Genomic DNA, 16,415 nt, shown 5'->3' with positions numbered 1-16,415 from the left:
GGCTGGCAAGCGGAGGCCGCGCATCGCGCCCTGTTGCATGCTGCATACAGCATGAATAAATAGTATGACTATCAGCCAGAATGGGCCTTGCCGAGCCTTTGGCGATGGGCATGATGGCTTGTCTCAAATCGTTTGAATGAGAGATCGGCAAACGGCCGTCAGCGCCGTGCCGCGCGAGAGGAAACGAGATGGCCAAGGCACCCGGCAAGACCCCCGGCAAGAAGCCGGTTCGGCGTATCAAACCCGAGCAACTGCGCTCCAAGGCGTGGTTCGACAATCCCGCCAATGCCGACATGACCGCGCTCTATATCGAGCGCACTATGAATTTCGGCCTGTCGCGCGAGGAACTGCAGTCCGGCCGGCCGATCATCGGCATCGCCCAGACCGGCTCCGACATCGCCCCTTGCAATCGCCACCATATCGAGCTGGCCCACCGTGTCCGCGACGGCATTCGCGAGATGGGCGGCGTGCCCTTCGAATTCCCGATCCACCCGATCCAGGAAACCTGCAAGCGGCCGACCGCCTCGCTCGACCGCAACCTGCAATATCTCTCGCTGGTCGAGATCCTCTACGGCTACCCGCTCGACGGCGTGGTGCTGACGACGGGCTGCGACAAGACCACGCCGGCCCAGATCATGGCGGCCGCGACGGTCGACATCCCCGCCATCGCACTGCCGGGCGGCCCGATGCTGAACGGCTCCTTCCGCGGCGAGCGCACCGGTTCCGGCACCATCGTCTGGAAGGCGCGCCAGATGATGGCCGCGGGCGAGATCGACTATAAGGGCTTCGTCGAGCTTGTCGCATCCTCGGCGCCGTCCGCCGGCCACTGCAACACCATGGGCACGGCATCGACGATGAACTCGCTGGCCGAAGCGATGGGGATGACGCTGCCCGGCGCCGCCGCGATCCCCGCGCCTTACCGCGACCGTTACGAGATGGCCTATCTGACCGGCAAACGCATCGTCGAGATGGTCTGGGAGAACCTGATTCCGTCGAAGATCCTGACGCGCGAGGCGTTCGAGAACACCATCGTCATCAATTCGGCGATCGGCGGCTCGACCAATGCGCCTGTTCACGTCAACGCCATCGCCAAGCATATCGGCGTCAAGCTCGACAACGAGGACTGGACGAAGATCGGCTACGATATCCCGCTGCTGGTCAATCTGCAGCCGGCGGGCGAGTATCTCGGCGAGGACTATTACCGCGCCGGCGGCCTGCCTGCCGTGATCGCGGAGCTGATCGAGAAGGGCAAGCTCAAGCCGGCCATCACTGCGAACGGCCATACGCTGGAAGAGAACTGCAAGGGAGCGTTCTCGATCGCCCGCGAGGTCATCAAGAGCTATGACCAGCCGATGAAGGCCCAGTCCGGCTTCCTCAACCTCTCCGGCAACCTGTTCGATTCCGCGATCATGAAGACCAGCGTGATCACGCCGGAATTCCGCAAGCGCTATCTGGAGAATCCTGGGGATCCGATGGCCTTCGAAGGCCGCGCCATCGTCTTCGACGGGCCGGAGGATTATCACCACCGCATCGACGATCCGGCGCTGGCCATCGACGAGTACTGCATCCTGTTCATCCGCGGCGTCGGCCCGATCGGGTATCCCGGCGCGGCCGAGGTGGTGAACATGCGGCCGCCGGATTACCTGATCAAGAAGGGCGTCACCGCGCTCGCCTGCGTCGGCGACGGGCGCCAGTCCGGCACCTCCGGCTCGCCCTCGATCCTCAACGCCTCGCCGGAAGCGGCGACCGGCGGCGGCCTCGCGCTGCTGAAGACGGGCGACAAGGTCCGCATCGATCTCAACAAGCGCACCGCCAATATCCTGATCTCGGATGAGGAATTGGCGCAGCGCAAGGCCGAGTTCAAGGCGGCGGGTGGCTACAAATATCCGAAGAGCCAGACGCCGTGGCAGGAGATCCAGCGCAAGATCGTCGACGAGCTGTCCGAGGGCATGGTCCTCAAGCCGGCGGTCAAGTACCAGAAGATCCACAAGAAGTTCGGTATCCCGCGGGACAACCACTGAGCACGGGGCTCGCTGGCGCGTCATGCTCGGGCCTGTCCCGGGCATCTCGTGCCGACGCATGCGCCTCTTCCGGCGAGAGATTCTCGGGTCGGCCCGTCGTGCCGCCCGAGAATGACGGCTGCGGCGGCATTCGCCATGCGCAACGGCGCCCGTCTGCCGATGCGCGACGCCGGGGCTGACAAACGAAGCTGTCCTCGACACTATGCCAGTCTCGTATCCGCCTCCATTTGAAACGATTTAAAAATGGCCCACAGCCCGCAGGTCGAAGCCTTCCGCAAGCTGCACGAGGCCGGCTGCTTCGTGATGCCCAATCCCTGGGATCTCGGTTCGGCGCGCTGGCTGCGCGGGCAGGGGTTCAAGGCGTTGGCGACGACGAGCGCCGGCTTCGCCTTCACGCAGGCACGCGCCGACCAGGACGTGCCGCGCGACATGATGCTTGCCCATATCGCCGAGATGGTGAAGGCCGTGCCGGATCTGCCGGTGAATGCCGATTTCGAGAACGGCTATGCCGACACGCCTGATGGCGTCGCCGCCAATGCCAAGCTCTGCGTCGCGACCGGCGTCGCCGGCCTCTCGATCGAGGATGCCACCGGCCGAGAGGATGATCCGCTCTATCCCTTCGAGCTTGCCGTCGAGCGGATCAAGGCCGCGCGCAAGGCGATCGACGAGACCGGCTCCGGCGTGGTGCTGACGGCCCGCGCGGAATGCTTCCTGACCGGCCATTCCGAGCCGCTGAAGGAGGCGGCGCGCCGGATCGAGGCCTATGCAACTGCTGGAGCCGATGTGCTCTATGCGCCCGGGCCGAAGACCGCAGCCGATATCGGCACCATCGTTTCGGCCGCCGGCGGCAAGCCGGTGAATGCCCTGATCTACGGCGATTTCGGGCTCTCCGTCGCGGATATCGCGGCGGCTGGAGCACGGCGCATTTCGATCGGCGGCGCCTTGGCACGGGCGGCCTGGGCGGCCTTAATGGAGGCAACGCGGCTGATCGCAGAGGAGGGCAGCTTCAAGGGCTTCGCCGGCAACGGTCCCTCGGCGCCGCTCAACCCCTTCTTCCGCAGGGATTTCGAGGAGCGCTCATGAGCGGCACGCTGCTGATCGCGCCGGAATGGCTTGGGCGCAGCGGCCTCTGGCAGATCGATGCGAAGGGCAAGCGCAAGGCGGTCGACGCCGAAGATGTCGGCCTCTCCGAGGAACTGGGCGACCGGCTCGAAGCCTGGATGGATGTCTTCGACGCGATCTATGACGACGACGATCCGGTGGCGTCCGATTTCGCCGATCAGGTCGAGCGCATGGCCTGGGAGGCCGAGGGGCATGCGCTCGCCCATGCCATTGCGGATGAGCTCGGTTCGAGCTGGAACGTTCAGCAGGATTTCACAAGCTGGCGGGGCAAGGGACTGTCATGACACTCGACTGGAAGGCGCCGCCATTTCCGCCGGCCAAGGTACTGGATGGGCAGTATTGCCGGCTCGAACCGCTCGACGTTGGCAGACATCTCGACGACATCTGGGCCGCCAATGCCGGGCATGACAGCGTCTGGGATTGGCTGCCTGCTACCCCCCCGAAGAGCAAGGACGAGTACCGCGCCCTGCTGGATTCGATGGTGGCCAAAGCGGGCATCGTCCCGCTCGCCGTGATCGACAAGGCCGACGGCAAGGCCAAGGKGCATCTCTGGATCATGGAGATCCGGCCCGAGCATGGCGTGTTCGAGGTCGGCTGGATCACCTATTCGCCGGCGTTGCAGCGCACGCGGACGGCGACCGAGGCGATCTATCTCGTCGGCGACTACGGCTTCTCGCTCGGTTATCGCCGCTACGAGTGGAAGTGCAACAACCGCAACGAGCCGTCGAAGCGCGCGGCGCTGCGCTTCGGCTTCCAGTATGAGGGGCTGTTCCGGCAGCACATGGTGGTGAAGGGCGCGAACCGGGATACGGCCTGGTTCTCCATCATTGATTCCGAGTGGCCGGCGCGTGCGCGCGCTTTCGAGGCTTGGCTCGCCCCCGACAACTTCGATGCACAGGGCCAGCAGAAGGCCTCCTTGACCGATTTCGCGAAGGCGCAGGCCTGACAATGACGCCGCGCCGCGCCACGCCTGCCGATATTCCGGCCATCGTCGCGCTGACGGAGGCCGCCTATCTGCCGAACGAGGCGATCATCGGCGTGCCTTCGCTGCCACGCATCGCGGATTATGAAGAGGTGCTGGCCAGGCGCGAGGTGTGGGTGGTCGATGACGAGCCGGGGCTTGCCGCCGCGCTGGTCCTGGAGATCGAGCCCGAGGATTTCACGATCTGGAGCATTGCGGTTTCGCCGGAGGCGGGCGGGCGCAAGCTCGGGGCCACGCTGATGGCCTTTGCGGATGAGCGGGCCCGGGCGCTCGGCTACGGCTCCGTCCATCTCTACACCCACGCCAAGCTGACCCAGCGCATCGGCTGGTACGAGCGCCTCGGCTTCGCCATCACGCATCATGAGGACATGGCCGACCGGCGGCTGACCCATATGCGCAAGATTTTTGCAAAAGCCGGCTAATAAAAGGAAGCGAGCATGGCAGGACGTTTGAAGGGCAAGGTCGCGGTCGTCACCGCCGCGGGGCAGGGGATCGGCCGGGCCATTGCCGAGGCTTTCGTGGCTGAGGGAGCCACCGTCTGGGCGACCGACAAGGATGTCGGCCTGCTCGAAGGCATTCCGAAGGCGAAGAAGCGCAAGCTCGACGTGCTGTCGACCAAGGCGGTCAACGCCTTCGCGGAGAAGGTCGGGCCGATCGACGTTCTCGTGAACGCCGCCGGCTTCGTCCATCACGGCACGGTGCTGAACACGGACGACAAGGCCTGGGACTTCTCCTTCGACCTCAACGTCAAGGCGATGCATCGCACGATCCAGGCCTTCCTTCCGGGCATGCTGGAGAAGGGCAATGGCTCGATCATCAACATCGCCTCGGGCGCCGGCTCGGTGCGCGGAATCCCGAACCGCTACGCCTATGGCGCGACCAAGGCGGCGGTGATCGGCCTGACCAAGGCCGTCGCGGCCGATTACATCAAGAAGGGCGTCCGCGCGAACGCGATCTGCCCGGGCACCATCCAGTCGCCCTCGCTCGACCAGCGCATCAAGGACCTCGCTGCCTCCACGGGAACGACCGAGGCCGCCGCCCGGCAGGCCTTCATCGATCGCCAGCCGATGGCCCGACTCGGCACTGCCGAGGAGATCGCGTGGCTCGCGGTCTATCTGGCCGCGGACGAGTCGAGCTACACCACGGGCCAGATCCATCTGGCGGATGGCGGCTTCGCGCTCTGAGCGCAAGCATCGGTAGCGGGCGGTCCTCCGCCCGCCACCGTTCCAGAGGTTGCGGCAAACAGCGACCCGGCACGAGAACGGATAGGGAGAGCCCATGCATGTCCTGATCACGGGCGCGGCCGGCATGGTCGGCCGCAAGCTCGCGGAACGCCTGGCGCGCGAGGGAAGCTGTGCCGGCAAAGCGATCAGCAAGCTCACTCTTTCAGATGTCATGCCAGCTTCCTTGCCGGCAGAACTCGCGGACCGGTTGACGATCCGCGTCGAGGATTCCGGCGATGCGGCTGTGGCGAAGCAGCTCGCCGCGCTGCGTCCGGATCTGATCTTCCATCTCGCCGCGATCATCTCCGGCGAAGCCGAGCGCGATTTCGACAAGGGCTACCGCGTCAATCTCGACGGCATGCACAACCTGCTGGAGGCGATCCGGCACGAGGGCGGCGCGGCTTACGTGCCGAAACTCGTCTTCACCAGCTCGAGCGGCATTTTCGGTGCGCCGTTCCCACCCGCGATCTCGGACGAATTCCACGTCACGCCGCTGACCAGCTACGGCACGCAAAAGGCGATCGGCGAATTGCTGCTGGCCGATTACACGCGGCGCGGCTTCGTCGACGGCGTCGGCATCCGCTTTCCCTCGATTGCGGTCCGGCCCGGCAAGCCGAACGCCTCGGCCGGCGGCTTCTTCTCCGGCATCATCCGCGAGCCGCTGCAGGGGCTGGAGGCGCTGCTGCCGGTCGGCGACGAGGTGCTCTTCACCCATGCCAGCCCGCGCTCGGCCGTCGGATTCCTGATCCATGCCGCGGGGCTCACGCGCGAGGCGCTGGGGCCGCGCGTCAACCTGACCATGCCGGGCGTCTGCGTCACCGTCGGCGAGCAGATTCAGGCGCTCGGGCGCATTGCCGGCGACAAGGCGGTGAAGCTGATCCGGCGCGCGCCGGACAAGGCCTCTTCCGCCATCGTCGCGGGCTGGCCGACACGGTTCGACGCAAAGCGCGCGCTGGCGCTGGGCTTCACGGCCGAACGCGATTTCGACGAGATCATCCGCTTCCATATCGAGGACGATCTCGGCGGCTATCTTCCGAACTGACGACGCGAAACTTCAGACCAAACCTTCAGGACAGAACCGATGCATATTCTCGTTCTCGGCGGCGCCGGCATGGTCGGGCGCAAATTCATCGAGCGGCTGGCGCGCGACGGGGCGCTCGGCGGCAAGCCGGTGACGCGCGTGACCGCGCAGGATGTGGTCGTTGCCTCGGCTCCGCCGGCCGCGCCCTTCGATTTCGAGGCAGTGATCTCCGATCTCTCGATCGAGGGCGAGGCCGAGAACCTGATCGCGACGCGGCCTGAACTGATCGTCCATCTCGCCGCGATCGTCTCTGGCGAGGCCGAGGCCGATTTCGACAAGGGCTATCGCATCAATCTGGATGGCACGCGCTATCTTTTCGAGGCCATCCGCAAGGTCGGCGGCGGCTACAAGCCGCGCGTGGTCTTCACCTCTTCGATCGCGGTGTTCGGAGCGCCGTTCCATGACAAGATCGAGGACGAGTTCTTCACCACGCCGCTGACCAGCTACGGCACGCAGAAGGCGATCGGCGAACTGCTGCTGTGCGACTATTCGCGGCGCGGTTTCTTCGACGGCGTCGGCATTCGCCTGCCGACGGTCTGCGTGCGCCCCGGCAAGCCCAACAAGGCGGCCTCGGGCTTCTTCTCCAACATCATCCGCGAGCCGCTGAACGGCGAGGAGGCGGTGCTGCCGGTCTCCGATCAAGTGCGCCACTGGCACGCCTCGCCGCGTTCGGCGGTCGGCTTCCTGATCCATGCGGCGACGATGGACACCGCCGCGATCGGTCCGCGCCGGGTGCTGACCATGCCGGGCTATTCCTGCACGGTCGCGGAACAGATCGAGGCGCTGCGCAAGGTCGCCGGCGAGAACGTGGTGAAGCGGATCAAGCGGGTGCCGGATCCGGTGATCGACGGGATCGTCGCCGGCTGGCCGCGCAACTTCAACCCGCAGCGGGCGCTGGCGCTCGGCTTCACGGCGGAGTCGAGCTTCGAGGAGATCATCCGCGTCCATATCGACGACGAACTTCACGGCACCTTCGTGAAGTGAGGCGCGGCTGACGTTCCCGTCATTGCGGGCGTAACGCAGCAATCCAAGGAGACTGGGCTGAACCGCCCAGCTTTGAGGCCCCTGGATTGCTTCGTTGCTTCGCTCGCAAAGACGCGTCGTCGTCCTTCAAACCGGGCAGGGCTCGGCCTGCTCCTGCTGACGGCGCGGGAGCATCCCGAGCGCCGGCGAGCGCGCCGGCTCCTCCCCCGGCTCCTGCTCGGGCGCATGGGCCCAGCCGCTGGCGCTCCAGCTCTTCAGCGCCGCCCAGGTCGAGCGGTCGAGCCGGAACTGTTCGCAAGGGAACAGCCCGCCACGCGCCGGCAGCGACTTCAGGAAAGAGCCCTCGGCCCGGAAGCCGGACTTCTCCAGAACACGCCGCGAGGCCGGGTTGATGACGCGGGTATCGGCCTCGATCGCCGGCAGGTCGACCAGCGAGAACAGGGTGTCGATCAGCCCCTGCACCGCCTCGGTCGTGTAGCCCTTGCCCCAGTGCGGCGTGCCCAGCCAATAGCCGATGAAGGGTGTGCCCGAAGCCTGCTTATGGGCTCCGATCATGCCAATCAGCTCGTTCGGCTTGGAACGTGGGGTGATCGCCAGAACGAGGTGATCGCCCAGCGCATTGCCCTTGCGCATCGCGAAGATGAAGGGCTCGACCGCCTCGGGCGGGTAGGGGTGTGGAATCGATGCCGTCATCTCGGCCACCGCCTTCTCGCCGGCCTGGCGAAGGATAGCCGCAGCATCGGCCATGCGGGGCCAACGCAGCCAGAGACGCCGGGTCTCGAGCCGGAAGACATCGTCGCGGGTCAGTTCGGGGAACATCGGTCTCTCCGTCGGCGCAAACGAAAAAAGGGAGCTGGGACTTTGGTCCCATCTCCCCTTCGCTGACCTTCGGGAAACCCTATTCGGGCCCTGCCCTTGATCCGTTCGGTTCGATGGAACCGGCGGATCGAGGAAATTCCCTATCCGCCTTTTACTCTGCGGCCTCTTGGGCCGGGACTACGTTCACGAAAGCTCGGCCGAGTTTCGTCGTGAATCGGACGCGGCCATTCGTCGTCGCAAAGAGGGTATGGTCTTTGCCCATGCCAACGTTCGCGCCGGCATGCCACTTCGTGCCGCGCTGACGAATAATGATGTTGCCGGCAACGACGGCCTGATCGCCGAAGCGCTTCACGCCGAGTCGCTTGCTTTCGGAATCGCGGCCGTTACGCGACGAGCCGCCTGCCTTTTTGTGAGCCATAACGCCCTACCTCAAAACTTGTGCTGTCTCTCTAACCCGAATCGAGGGCAAAGGCCACCCGTCTCGGATACGAAATGCCGGAGCACCATTCTGTCAGGAGCGACAGGTCGAGGCCGAAGCCTCGGCGATGGTGATCCGGCGCGGATATCGACGCCGGGAAACCCGACTTCAGGCCTCGGACGAAGCCTCGTCCTTCGCCTTCTTGGCAGGGGCCTTCTTGGCCGCGGCCTTCTTCGGTTGCTCGGCTTCCTCGCCGGCCTCGGCCTTGGCGGCCTTCGGAGCGGCCTTGGCCTTGGCGGCAGCCGGCGCAGCGGCGGAAACATCGCCCTTCTTCATCTCCGGCTGCTTGCCGCCGGTGAGGATGTCGGTGATGCGGATGACGGTCAGCTCGGCGCGGAAGCCGCGCTTGCGCTTCGAATTCTGGCGGCGGCGCTTCTTGAAGGCGATGACCTTCTCGCCACGGGCCTGCTCGACGATCTCACCGGCGACGGTGATCTCGGAAAGGGCCTTGGTGTCGAGCGTGGTCTTCTCTCCTTCGGTGAGCATCAGCACGGAGCCGAAGGCGACGGTGTCGCCCGGGTTGCCCTCGATCTTGGCAACGGTGATCTTGTCGTTGGCGGCGACGCGGAACTGCTTCCCGCCGGTCTTGATGACTGCGAACATTTTGTCCTCCATGTTCGGCCCCGCCCTGTCATGGCCTCCGGAATGGACGCGCATGCGGGACGGCTTTTTGGCAGTCGATTGCGTGGTCAGGTTTGCTCTTGCCGGCTTGCGACGCATCACGCAGGCCAAAAGAGATCAGGCGCGGGTTTCCCCACGCCGGACGGTGCTCGATAGTCGCATGGCCGGGAGAGGTCAAGCGAAAGCGGCTGTGAAGAGTGGAATTCTCCTGTTCGGGAGGCTTGCCCCCCGGGCACGGCTTGTGTAACAAGCGCCTCGCTTCGACCGAAGGCGACCGCGGACAGGTGGCAGAGTGGTTGAATGCACCGCACTCGAAATGCGGCATACCTGCAAGGGTATCGGGGGTTCAAATCCCTCCCTGTCCGCCATCATCCCACCAAGGGATTGATTTTCCAGAGAGACTAGGCAAATCAAGAACTTGCGGCCGCCCGGCTGGTGCGCAGAGGCGCAATGGCCCTGATAATGACGCGCTTCGGAAGCATCGGAGCAGCGGCATCTACTGGCTCCGCAGGCACGTCCCGGACGATCTCCGATGCCTCATCGGCAAGCGCGAGGCGAAGCAGAGCTTGGGGATGCGCGATCCGGCGGAGGCGCCGAGTTGGCTGCTGGCGCGGGAGGCGCGCAATCCGCCTTTCGCGCTATCTGTCTTTTCAAAAGGATCTGCGCACGCGCCGCTTTCCGGGGGCAGAGCGCGTTTTTGGCGATGTTTCCAAAAACGAGTTCGCAGGCGGAGGCGGAGCGGTCCGCTCCCAGGGGCAATCGGCCTGCGCCGATCAACGCGAAGGGCTGTCGGTCGACGGTTTGGCGGCGATCACGGGTTCAGTCGTCGCCTCTGAGATCACGTAATCCGCGGCAAGCCTCAACTCTCGCAGGGGCCGAACCCGCCTTATGGCTTCGGCATAGAGCTCATGGGCCTTGTACGCTGCCAGAGCAGCGTGATTCTCGAATTCTCCGTAGACGACGATATCGACTTCGGAGCTGAGCGGGTCCGACTTCCGATTTTCGGAAATCTCAAGCCTTAGAGCATGGGGTATGCCTGTCAGGATCGACAGGCCCCTGCGTATCGTTTCGATATTGTCCGCTGTCTTGGCGCTGAAAAACACGATGTGTCGGATCATACGGGGCTACTTTTCGACAAAAGCCTTTTCAATCACGTAGTCGCCGGGTTCCCCGTGGTTGCCCTCTCGCAGCCCGCGCGCGGCGAAAATTGATTTGAGGTCGGCCAGCAACTGCGGTGAACCGCATAGCATGAATCGATCACTGCGTGGGTCGAGGCCGGGCTGGCCGATATCAGAGAAGAGCTGGCCGGAGGTCAGCAAATCGGTAATGCGGCCGCGATTGCGAAACGGTTCGCGAGTCACCGTCGGATAATAGACGAGCTGCTTGCGGATCATTTCGCCGAGGAACTCGTCCTGTGGCAGCTGGCTCTGTATCCGCTCGCCATAGGCCAACTCCGCGACCTGCCGGCAACCATGCACGAGGACGACGCTCTGAAAGCGCTCATAAGTCTCGGGGTCGCGGATCAGCGAGAGGAAAGGCGCCAGTCCGGTGCCGGTGCCAAGCAGGAAAAGGCGTTTCCCGTCGCTGAGATTGTCGAGGACGAGCGTGCCGGTCGCCTTTTTGCCGACGACGATCGGATCGCCAACTTTGAGGTTCTGGAGTTGCGATGTCAGAGGCCCGTCCGGCACCTTGATCGAGAAGAATTCCAGGCACTCGTCATAGTTGGTGCTCGCGACACTATACGCCCGCAGCAACGGCTTCTCGTTGATCTTAAGTCCGATCATCGTGAATTGGCCGTTCTTGAAGCGGAATGACGCATCGCGCGTCGTCGTGAAGCTAAACAGCGTATCGGTCCAATGATGAACGCTGAGAACCTGCTCCTCGTAGAAATTGCTCATCGGACCGGTTTTTCCTTGGCAAAATTCTTATCTTGTTCGGCTTATCGGCGCGGTTGATAAGCAGGTTTTGCCATCAGAATCAACGGGGGCAATTTTATTCTATCAAACTCCTATTTGACGCAGGTCATTATTTCCAAAATCGCTTGAGTATAGAATTTTGCTTGCGCATCATGGCTGCCGAAACCACGCTTGCTGCGTAGGCGATCGCTTCGGTTGCCCAGGGAAAAGGTGCCGCTCCGCCAACTGAGCTTTCGAGACGCGGGCGCGATCACGGCCGGCATGGCGCGCCGTGCGGTCGATCGCGGAGAGGACCGGGCAGGAATCCGGCCCGAGCTCTGAGCGCGCAGCATTATCCGCGCTTGGATGCATCTCGTCGCGTGATCTCGCGGGCAACCTCAAGCCAGAGTTCTGTAGCCTGCTTGTCGCCGCGCTGCCGGGCCAGCAGGGCAATTTGCTGCGCAGCCTCAAATGCAGACGAACCCGCCCGTTTGATGAGTGCGGCGGCTTCACGCCTGGCCAGCCTTCGCCGTGCAAGTCGCCCTTCAACCAGTGCTTCCGCCCAATCAAGGCAGCCATCCAAGAAGTTGAACATCGCAGACCGGCGTTGGGAGTTCGCACCGCATTTGGTTCCGTCGCCGCCGTTCCCGCAAGGGCAAAGCTCGGTGCGGCTTTCGGCCGAGCTATCCGACACGGTCAATGGAGCTATGTCGCAGCCTCAGGCGCCAATTCGCTCTGGCACGCCTATGGTTGTCGGCAGCGGGGTACGCCGCTCGCAACGAGGCGGCGCCCGCGCGAGGTCGAAGGCAATGGCAGCTGTCTGCCGGAGTCATCGCCTCGATTTCTTTTCGACTGTGGTGCCTCGCGATGAACATGCATGTTTCTCAGGCCGATTGCTCGACCGGTCGCGTTGGAATTGGCCAGCCGGTCCCGCGCAACGAGGATGCGATCCTCGTACGCGGCGAAGGGCGCTACACCGACGATCTTTCACTGGAAGGACAGCTTTACGCGGCCTTCGTCCGCAGCCCGCATGCCCACGGCGTCATTCGGGGCATCGACACCATCGCTGCGAAAGCGATGAAGGGCGTCGTCGCGATCTACACGGCGGGTGACCTCGAGGGGCAGAACTACGGTTCGCTGAAATGTCAGGTCGACCTGCCGAACCGTGACGGGACCGCGATGAGGAAGCCGGTCCGAAAGGCGCTCGCGGCGGACAAGGTGCGCTTCGTCGGCGACCCCGTCGCGATGGTTGTCGCCCGCACGGCGCTGCAGGCGCGCGACGCCGCCGAGGCCGTGTCGCTCGATATCGACATCCTGCCCGCGGTCACCTCGGTGGAGGCGGCGCTTGCTCCCGACGCGCCGCAGCTGTTCGACGACGTACCCGGCAACCTCATCCTCGACTATCATTTCGGCGACGCCGAGAAGGTCGCCGCGGCCTTTGCCGGGGCCGCGCATGTCACCAAGGTGCGGATCGTCAACAACCGCATCATCGTGAACCCGATCGAGCCGCGCGCCGCGATCGGGACCTATGATGGCAAAGCGAAGCGCTACACCCTCCATGCCCCGAGCCAGGGCGCTTTCGGCATGCGCAACAATCTCGCGGCGGCGATGGGCGTGCCGCAGGAGCGGATGAGGCTTGTCACCGGCCATGTCGGCGGCTCATTCGGCATGAAGTCGGCCGTGTTTCCGGAATACGTCGTGCTGCTGCATGCGGCGCGGCTGCTGAAGAAGCCGGTGAAATGGACCGATCAGCGGTCAGAAAGTTTCGTTTCCGACCATCACGGCCGCGACATGGTCTTCGAGGCCGAGCTCGCCCTCGATGCGCGCGGGCGGTTCCTGGCGACGCGCTTCACCGGTACCGGCAACATGGGCGGTTACCTCTCGCCCCCCGGCCCGATGATGGCCACGCTGAACATCGGCAAGAACAGCGTCGGCATGTACCGCACGCCGCTGGTGGAGGTGCAGACGCGGTGTGCCGTCACCAATACCGTGCCGATCGCGGCCTATCGCGGCGCCGGACGCCCCGAGGGCAACTACTTCATGGAGCGGCTGATCGACACCGCCGCCGGGGAGATGGGGATCGACAGGGCGGTTCTCAGGCAGCGCAATCTGATCGGGCCCCGGCAATTGCCCTGGAAGACCCCGATCGGGACTGTCTACGACAGTGGCGACTTCCCGGCTCTCTTCGCCCGGGCGCTGGAGGCGGCCGACTGGAAGGGCTACCGGGCGCGCGCCCGGGCCAGCCGCAAGGCCGGCAAGCTGCGCGGCCGCGGGATCGGCTGCTACCTCGAGGTCACTGCCCCTCCTAGCAACGAGATGGGTGGCATCCATTTCGAGCCGGACGGAACGGTCACCATCGTCACCGGGACGCTCGACTATGGGCAGGGACACTGGACGCCCTTCGCCCAGGTCCTGACGAGCCAGCTCGGCGTGCCATTCGATAAGATCCGCCTCATGCAAGGAGACAGCGATCGCCTGATCGCGGGCGGCGGTACCGGCGGCTCGAAATCGATCATGGCGAGCGGCTCGGCGATCATCGAGGCGAGCGTGCGCGTGATCGAGAAGGGCAAGCTCCTGACCGCGCACTTCCTCGAAGCGGGTGTCGCCGACATCGAATTCGCCAATGGCCGCTTCAGCATCGCCGGGACCGACCGCTCGATCGGCGTCATGGAGCTCGCCGAGAAATTGCAGGCGGGCGCGCCCTTGCCCGAGGACCTGCCGCGGAAGCTGGATGTGGATCACGTCTTCAAGGCGGCGCCCTCGGCCTATCCCAACGGCTGCCACATCGCCGAGGTCGAGATCGATCCGGACACCGGGCATGTCGAGATCGCTAGCTATGTTATGGTCAACGACTTCGGGGTGCTGGTGAATCCGATGATCGTCGAGGGGCAGCTCCATGGCGGGGTCGTGCAGGGCATCGGCCAGGCGATCTGCGAGATGACGTCCTATGACGAAACCGGCCAGCTGATGACCGGCTCCTACATGGATTATGCGATGCCGCGCGCGGCGGACGTGCCGTTCTTCTCCTTCATCAGTCAGGGTGTGCCGACTCGAACCAACCCGGTCGGCGCGAAGGGCTGCGGGGAAGCCGGATGCGCCGGCTCCCTGCCTTCGGTGATGAACGCGATCGTCGATGCCCTCTCGCCCCATGGGGTACGCCACATCGACATGCCGGCGACACCGCAGACCATCTGGAGAGCCATTCACTCGCGGGCTTAGTCCCGCGCCGGCACCGGCGCGGGATCGCCAAGCTCCAACCATAACGAGGAGGAAGCAATGCGCGTCGGTGTGCCAAAGGAGATCAAGGTTCACGAGTACCGGGTCGGGCTGACCCCGGAGGCCGTACGCGAATACACCGCGGCGGGCCATGAAGTCCTTGTCGAGACGACCGCCGGAGCCGGCATTTCCGCGCCCGACACCGCCTATGAGGCCGTGGGCGCCACGATCGTTGCGAGCGCAGCAGAGGTCTTCGCCAAGGCCGAGCTGATCGTGAAGGTGAAGGAGCCGCAGCCATCGGAGTGGGTGCAGCTCCGCGAGGGGCAAATCCTGTTCACCTACCTGCACCTCGCCCCCGATCCGGAACAGACGGCCGGGCTCCTGAAATCCGGAGTCACGGCGGTCGCCTATGAAACCGTGACCGACAAGGCCGGCGGCCTGCCATTGCTGGCCCCCATGAGCGAAGTGGCAGGTCGGCTATCGATCGAGGCCGCAGGCGCTTGCCTGCAGCGGCATGCCGGTGGCCGCGGCGTACTGATCGGCGGTGTGCCGGGGGTGCTTCCTGCGCGCATTGCCATCATCGGGGGTGGTGTCGTTGGTACTCACGCGGCCCGCATGGCTGCTGGTCTGGGAGCCGATCTGGTGATTTTGGACCGGTCCCTGCCGCGGCTCAGGCAGCTCGACGAGCACTTTGGCGGCAGGGCAAGGACGCGCTTTTCCACGCTCCACGCGATCGAGGAAGAAGTCCTCGCCGCGGATGTGGTCATCGGCGCCGTGCTCATCCCCGGCGCCGCCGCTCCGCGCCTCTTATCGCGCTCGCAGCTCTCCAGGATGAAGCGCGGTGCGGTCCTCGTCGATGTCGCAATCGACCAGGGCGGCTGCTTCGAAACCTCCCATCCGACGACGCATGCGGACCCGACCTTCGAAATTGACGGCGTGATCCATTATTGCGTTGCCAACATGCCGGGCGCTGTGCCGCTTACATCGAGCTACGCACTGAACAACGCAACGCTGCCCTTCGGCCTGGCGTTGGCCGCTGGCGGCCTGGATGCGATCCGCAACGATCCGCATCTCGCTGCGGGGCTGAATATCCATCGCGGCCAGATCACCAATGCTCAGGTCGCGGAGAGCCTGCGCCAACCGTACAAATCGGCGCAAGCCGCTCTCGCGATGTGACGATTCCGTTCGAAGCCGCCGTTCACTGACATCTGCAAATCCGGATATGGCGCCTGCGTGAAACCGAGGCCGGTCGCGCTTATCGTGCGCGCTTCCGCGCGCGTTGGCGTAAGCTGAGCCGCCGCCGCGATCGGCAGATCAGACAAAGGATCGTTCAAACCGACAAGACTTGAACGCGCCAGCGCTCCAGCCTGTCCGCGCAGAGCGGTTCTCCCGAGCGTTGGACGGGCGGCCTTCATTTCCAGGCACGGGTGCGCGCATGAAGATCTATCTGCTTTCGCTTGGTGCAGGTCTTTTGGTCGGTGTGATCTACAGCCTGATCAATGTGCGTTCTCCGGCACCGCCGGTGGTGGCGCTGGTCGGGCTGCTCGGCATCCTGATCGGCGAGCAATTGCCACCGCTGCTGCGCGGGTTGTGGACGAAGGCGCCGGCGGCGCAGCCCTGGGAGCATCAGATCAAGCCGCATGTCTTCGGCCATCTGCCGGGCGGCGCCAAGTCCGCGCAGGCGACCACGCCCTCGCAAGCGGTCGCGCCGGAGAAGGAGCGCAGCTGATGCCGACGCGACGCACGGTGCTGGGTGGGCTCGCCCTTCCCGGATTAGCTTCCTCGGCTCTCGCCCAGGGTCAGCCCCAGCCATCCGGAGACAAGCCGATGACCGCCGATCTCATCCTCAGCAATGGCCGCTTCACCACGCTCGATCGCGGCAACCCGACGGCGAGCGCGGTCGCAGTCAAGGACGGCGTCTTCCTGGCGGTTGGCGGGCAGGCCGAGGTGATGGCCCATGCCGGGCCGAACAC

General features: G+C 64.8%; 18 protein-coding genes, 1 tRNA gene and 1 pseudogene. 14 read left to right on the top strand and 6 right to left on the bottom strand.

Going from position 1 to position 16,415, the window contains the following annotated elements:
• The first annotated feature begins 188 nt into the window (after window positions 1–188).
• The 8 genes from AC1DIN_RS22495 to denD (AC1DIN_RS22460) all read left to right on the top strand — a co-directional run bounded on the left by AC1DIN_RS22495 (window position 189) and on the right by denD (AC1DIN_RS22460) (window position 7,413).
• Complete coding sequence (locus tag AC1DIN_RS22495; RefSeq protein ID WP_476811383.1) at window positions 189–2,021, top strand: IlvD/Edd family dehydratase; 1,833 nt, start codon at window positions 189–191, stop codon at window positions 2,019–2,021.
• A gap of 243 nt (window positions 2,022–2,264) precedes the next feature.
• Complete coding sequence (locus tag AC1DIN_RS22490; RefSeq protein WP_476811382.1) at window positions 2,265–3,104, top strand: isocitrate lyase/PEP mutase family protein; 840 nt, start codon at window positions 2,265–2,267, stop codon at window positions 3,102–3,104.
• Complete coding sequence (locus AC1DIN_RS22485; RefSeq protein ID WP_441472539.1) at window positions 3,101–3,427, top strand: hypothetical protein; 327 nt, start codon at window positions 3,101–3,103, stop codon at window positions 3,425–3,427. The genes AC1DIN_RS22490 and AC1DIN_RS22485 overlap by 4 nt, the downstream gene beginning before the upstream one ends.
• Window positions 3,424–4,089 (top strand): GNAT family N-acetyltransferase, encoded by a 666-nt coding sequence (locus AC1DIN_RS22480; RefSeq protein WP_476811381.1) that lies wholly within the window; start codon window positions 3,424–3,426, stop codon window positions 4,087–4,089. The genes AC1DIN_RS22485 and AC1DIN_RS22480 overlap by 4 nt, the downstream gene beginning before the upstream one ends.
• A 2-nt stretch (window positions 4,090–4,091) precedes the next feature.
• Window positions 4,092–4,547 (top strand): GNAT family N-acetyltransferase, encoded by a 456-nt coding sequence (locus AC1DIN_RS22475; RefSeq protein WP_476811380.1) that lies wholly within the window; start codon window positions 4,092–4,094, stop codon window positions 4,545–4,547.
• Between the two features lie 15 nt (window positions 4,548–4,562).
• Window positions 4,563–5,309: an SDR family oxidoreductase gene (locus AC1DIN_RS22470; RefSeq protein ID WP_441472542.1), complete on the top strand. Its 747-nt coding sequence runs from the start codon at window positions 4,563–4,565 to the stop codon at window positions 5,307–5,309.
• A gap of 94 nt (window positions 5,310–5,403) precedes the next feature.
• Entirely contained in the window at window positions 5,404–6,390 is a 987-nt protein-coding gene (gene denD / locus AC1DIN_RS22465; protein ID WP_476811379.1) for a D-erythronate dehydrogenase, read from the top strand.
• A 39-nt stretch (window positions 6,391–6,429) separates the two neighbouring features.
• Complete coding sequence (gene denD, locus AC1DIN_RS22460; protein WP_476811378.1) at window positions 6,430–7,413, top strand: D-erythronate dehydrogenase; 984 nt, start codon at window positions 6,430–6,432, stop codon at window positions 7,411–7,413.
• Window positions 7,414–7,539: 126 nt separating this feature from the next.
• Here denD (AC1DIN_RS22460) and AC1DIN_RS22455 read toward each other — a convergent pair whose 3' ends face one another.
• From AC1DIN_RS22455 to rplU, 3 genes are all read right to left on the bottom strand, one after another.
• On the bottom strand, window positions 7,540–8,232 hold the full coding sequence (locus AC1DIN_RS22455) for a GNAT family N-acetyltransferase (protein WP_476811377.1): 693 nt from the start codon (window positions 8,230–8,232) through the stop codon (window positions 7,540–7,542).
• A gap of 151 nt (window positions 8,233–8,383) precedes the next feature.
• Window positions 8,384–8,650: a 50S ribosomal protein L27 gene (gene rpmA, locus AC1DIN_RS22450; protein ID WP_038363769.1), complete on the bottom strand. Its 267-nt coding sequence runs from the start codon at window positions 8,648–8,650 to the stop codon at window positions 8,384–8,386.
• A gap of 168 nt (window positions 8,651–8,818) precedes the next feature.
• Window positions 8,819–9,313 (bottom strand): 50S ribosomal protein L21, encoded by a 495-nt coding sequence (rplU, locus tag AC1DIN_RS22445; protein WP_441472546.1) that lies wholly within the window; start codon window positions 9,311–9,313, stop codon window positions 8,819–8,821.
• Window positions 9,314–9,609: 296 nt separating this feature from the next.
• On the opposite strand from rplU, the gene AC1DIN_RS22440 reads away from it, so the two are divergent.
• Together AC1DIN_RS22440 and AC1DIN_RS22435 are read left to right on the top strand one after the other, a co-directional pair.
• Window positions 9,610–9,699: transfer RNA gene (locus tag AC1DIN_RS22440), tRNA-Ser, on the top strand.
• On the top strand, window positions 9,655–10,167 hold the full coding sequence (locus AC1DIN_RS22435) for a DUF6538 domain-containing protein (RefSeq protein WP_476811453.1): 513 nt from the start codon (window positions 9,655–9,657) through the stop codon (window positions 10,165–10,167). Before AC1DIN_RS22440 ends, AC1DIN_RS22435 begins: the two co-directional genes overlap by 45 nt.
• On the opposite strand, the gene AC1DIN_RS22430 is transcribed toward AC1DIN_RS22435, so the two are convergent.
• From AC1DIN_RS22430 to AC1DIN_RS22420, 3 genes are all read right to left on the bottom strand, one after another.
• Window positions 10,105–10,449 (bottom strand): Dabb family protein, encoded by a 345-nt coding sequence (locus tag AC1DIN_RS22430; RefSeq protein WP_476811376.1) that lies wholly within the window; start codon window positions 10,447–10,449, stop codon window positions 10,105–10,107. The genes AC1DIN_RS22435 and AC1DIN_RS22430 overlap by 63 nt on opposite strands.
• Window positions 10,450–10,455: 6 nt before the next feature.
• Window positions 10,456–11,229: a ferredoxin--NADP reductase gene (locus AC1DIN_RS22425; RefSeq protein WP_441472548.1), complete on the bottom strand. Its 774-nt coding sequence runs from the start codon at window positions 11,227–11,229 to the stop codon at window positions 10,456–10,458.
• 349 nt (window positions 11,230–11,578) lie between these two features.
• Entirely contained in the window at window positions 11,579–11,821 is a 243-nt protein-coding gene (locus tag AC1DIN_RS22420; protein WP_441472549.1) for a hypothetical protein, read from the bottom strand.
• A 272-nt stretch (window positions 11,822–12,093) separates the two neighbouring features.
• On the opposite strand from AC1DIN_RS22420, the gene AC1DIN_RS22415 reads away from it, so the two are divergent.
• The 4 genes and pseudogenes from AC1DIN_RS22415 to AC1DIN_RS22400 all read left to right on the top strand — a co-directional run.
• The gene (locus AC1DIN_RS22415; RefSeq protein ID WP_476811375.1) at window positions 12,094–14,445 is read left to right on the top strand and encodes a xanthine dehydrogenase family protein molybdopterin-binding subunit; all 2,352 of its coding nucleotides are present in this window, start codon (window positions 12,094–12,096) and stop codon (window positions 14,443–14,445) included.
• Window positions 14,446–14,502: 57 nt separating this feature from the next.
• Window positions 14,503–15,618 carry an alanine dehydrogenase gene (ald, locus tag AC1DIN_RS22410; protein ID WP_476811374.1) on the top strand — a complete coding sequence of 372 codons (1,116 nt, stop codon included), beginning with the start codon at window positions 14,503–14,505 and terminating at the stop codon, window positions 15,616–15,618.
• Between the two features lie 259 nt (window positions 15,619–15,877).
• Entirely contained in the window at window positions 15,878–16,171 is a 294-nt protein-coding gene (locus tag AC1DIN_RS22405; RefSeq protein ID WP_476811373.1) for a XapX domain-containing protein, read from the top strand.
• A pseudogene (locus AC1DIN_RS22400) lies at window positions 16,171–16,415 on the top strand (amidohydrolase); the annotation flags it as partial. The gene AC1DIN_RS22405 and the pseudogene AC1DIN_RS22400, both read left to right, overlap by 1 nt.

This window comes from Allobosea sp. 05T438 (assembly GCF_056396025.1).
Note: the sequence above shows the minus strand (reverse complement) of the source record. Positions and strands in the feature narration are given on the sequence as shown.

What these genes read in the sequence shown, in the direction of transcription:
- AC1DIN_RS22495 (WP_476811383.1), top strand. Translation starts at nt 189, where the DNA reads ATGGCCAAGGCACCCGGCAAGACCCCCGGCAAGAAGCCGGTTCGGCGT.
- AC1DIN_RS22490 (WP_476811382.1), top strand. Translation starts at nt 2,265, where the DNA reads ATGGCCCACAGCCCGCAGGTCGAAGCCTTCCGCAAGCTGCACGAGGCC.
- AC1DIN_RS22485 (WP_441472539.1), top strand. Translation starts at nt 3,101, where the DNA reads ATGAGCGGCACGCTGCTGATCGCGCCGGAATGGCTTGGGCGCAGCGGC.
- AC1DIN_RS22475 (WP_476811380.1), top strand. Translation starts at nt 4,092, where the DNA reads ATGACGCCGCGCCGCGCCACGCCTGCCGATATTCCGGCCATCGTCGCG.
- AC1DIN_RS22470 (WP_441472542.1), top strand. Translation starts at nt 4,563, where the DNA reads ATGGCAGGACGTTTGAAGGGCAAGGTCGCGGTCGTCACCGCCGCGGGG.
- denD (WP_476811379.1), top strand. Translation starts at nt 5,404, where the DNA reads ATGCATGTCCTGATCACGGGCGCGGCCGGCATGGTCGGCCGCAAGCTC.
- denD (WP_476811378.1), top strand. Translation starts at nt 6,430, where the DNA reads ATGCATATTCTCGTTCTCGGCGGCGCCGGCATGGTCGGGCGCAAATTC.
- AC1DIN_RS22455 (WP_476811377.1), bottom strand. Translation starts at nt 8,232, where the DNA reads ATGTTCCCCGAACTGACCCGCGACGATGTCTTCCGGCTCGAGACCCGG.
- rpmA (WP_038363769.1), bottom strand. Translation starts at nt 8,650, where the DNA reads ATGGCTCACAAAAAGGCAGGCGGCTCGTCGCGTAACGGCCGCGATTCC.
- rplU (WP_441472546.1), bottom strand. Translation starts at nt 9,313, where the DNA reads ATGTTCGCAGTCATCAAGACCGGCGGGAAGCAGTTCCGCGTCGCCGCC.
- AC1DIN_RS22430 (WP_476811376.1), bottom strand. Translation starts at nt 10,449, where the DNA reads ATGATCCGACACATCGTGTTTTTCAGCGCCAAGACAGCGGACAATATC.
- AC1DIN_RS22425 (WP_441472548.1), bottom strand. Translation starts at nt 11,229, where the DNA reads ATGAGCAATTTCTACGAGGAGCAGGTTCTCAGCGTTCATCATTGGACC.
- AC1DIN_RS22420 (WP_441472549.1), bottom strand. Translation starts at nt 11,821, where the DNA reads ATGTTCAACTTCTTGGATGGCTGCCTTGATTGGGCGGAAGCACTGGTT.
- AC1DIN_RS22415 (WP_476811375.1), top strand. Translation starts at nt 12,094, where the DNA reads ATGAACATGCATGTTTCTCAGGCCGATTGCTCGACCGGTCGCGTTGGA.
- ald (WP_476811374.1), top strand. Translation starts at nt 14,503, where the DNA reads ATGCGCGTCGGTGTGCCAAAGGAGATCAAGGTTCACGAGTACCGGGTC.
- AC1DIN_RS22405 (WP_476811373.1), top strand. Translation starts at nt 15,878, where the DNA reads ATGAAGATCTATCTGCTTTCGCTTGGTGCAGGTCTTTTGGTCGGTGTG.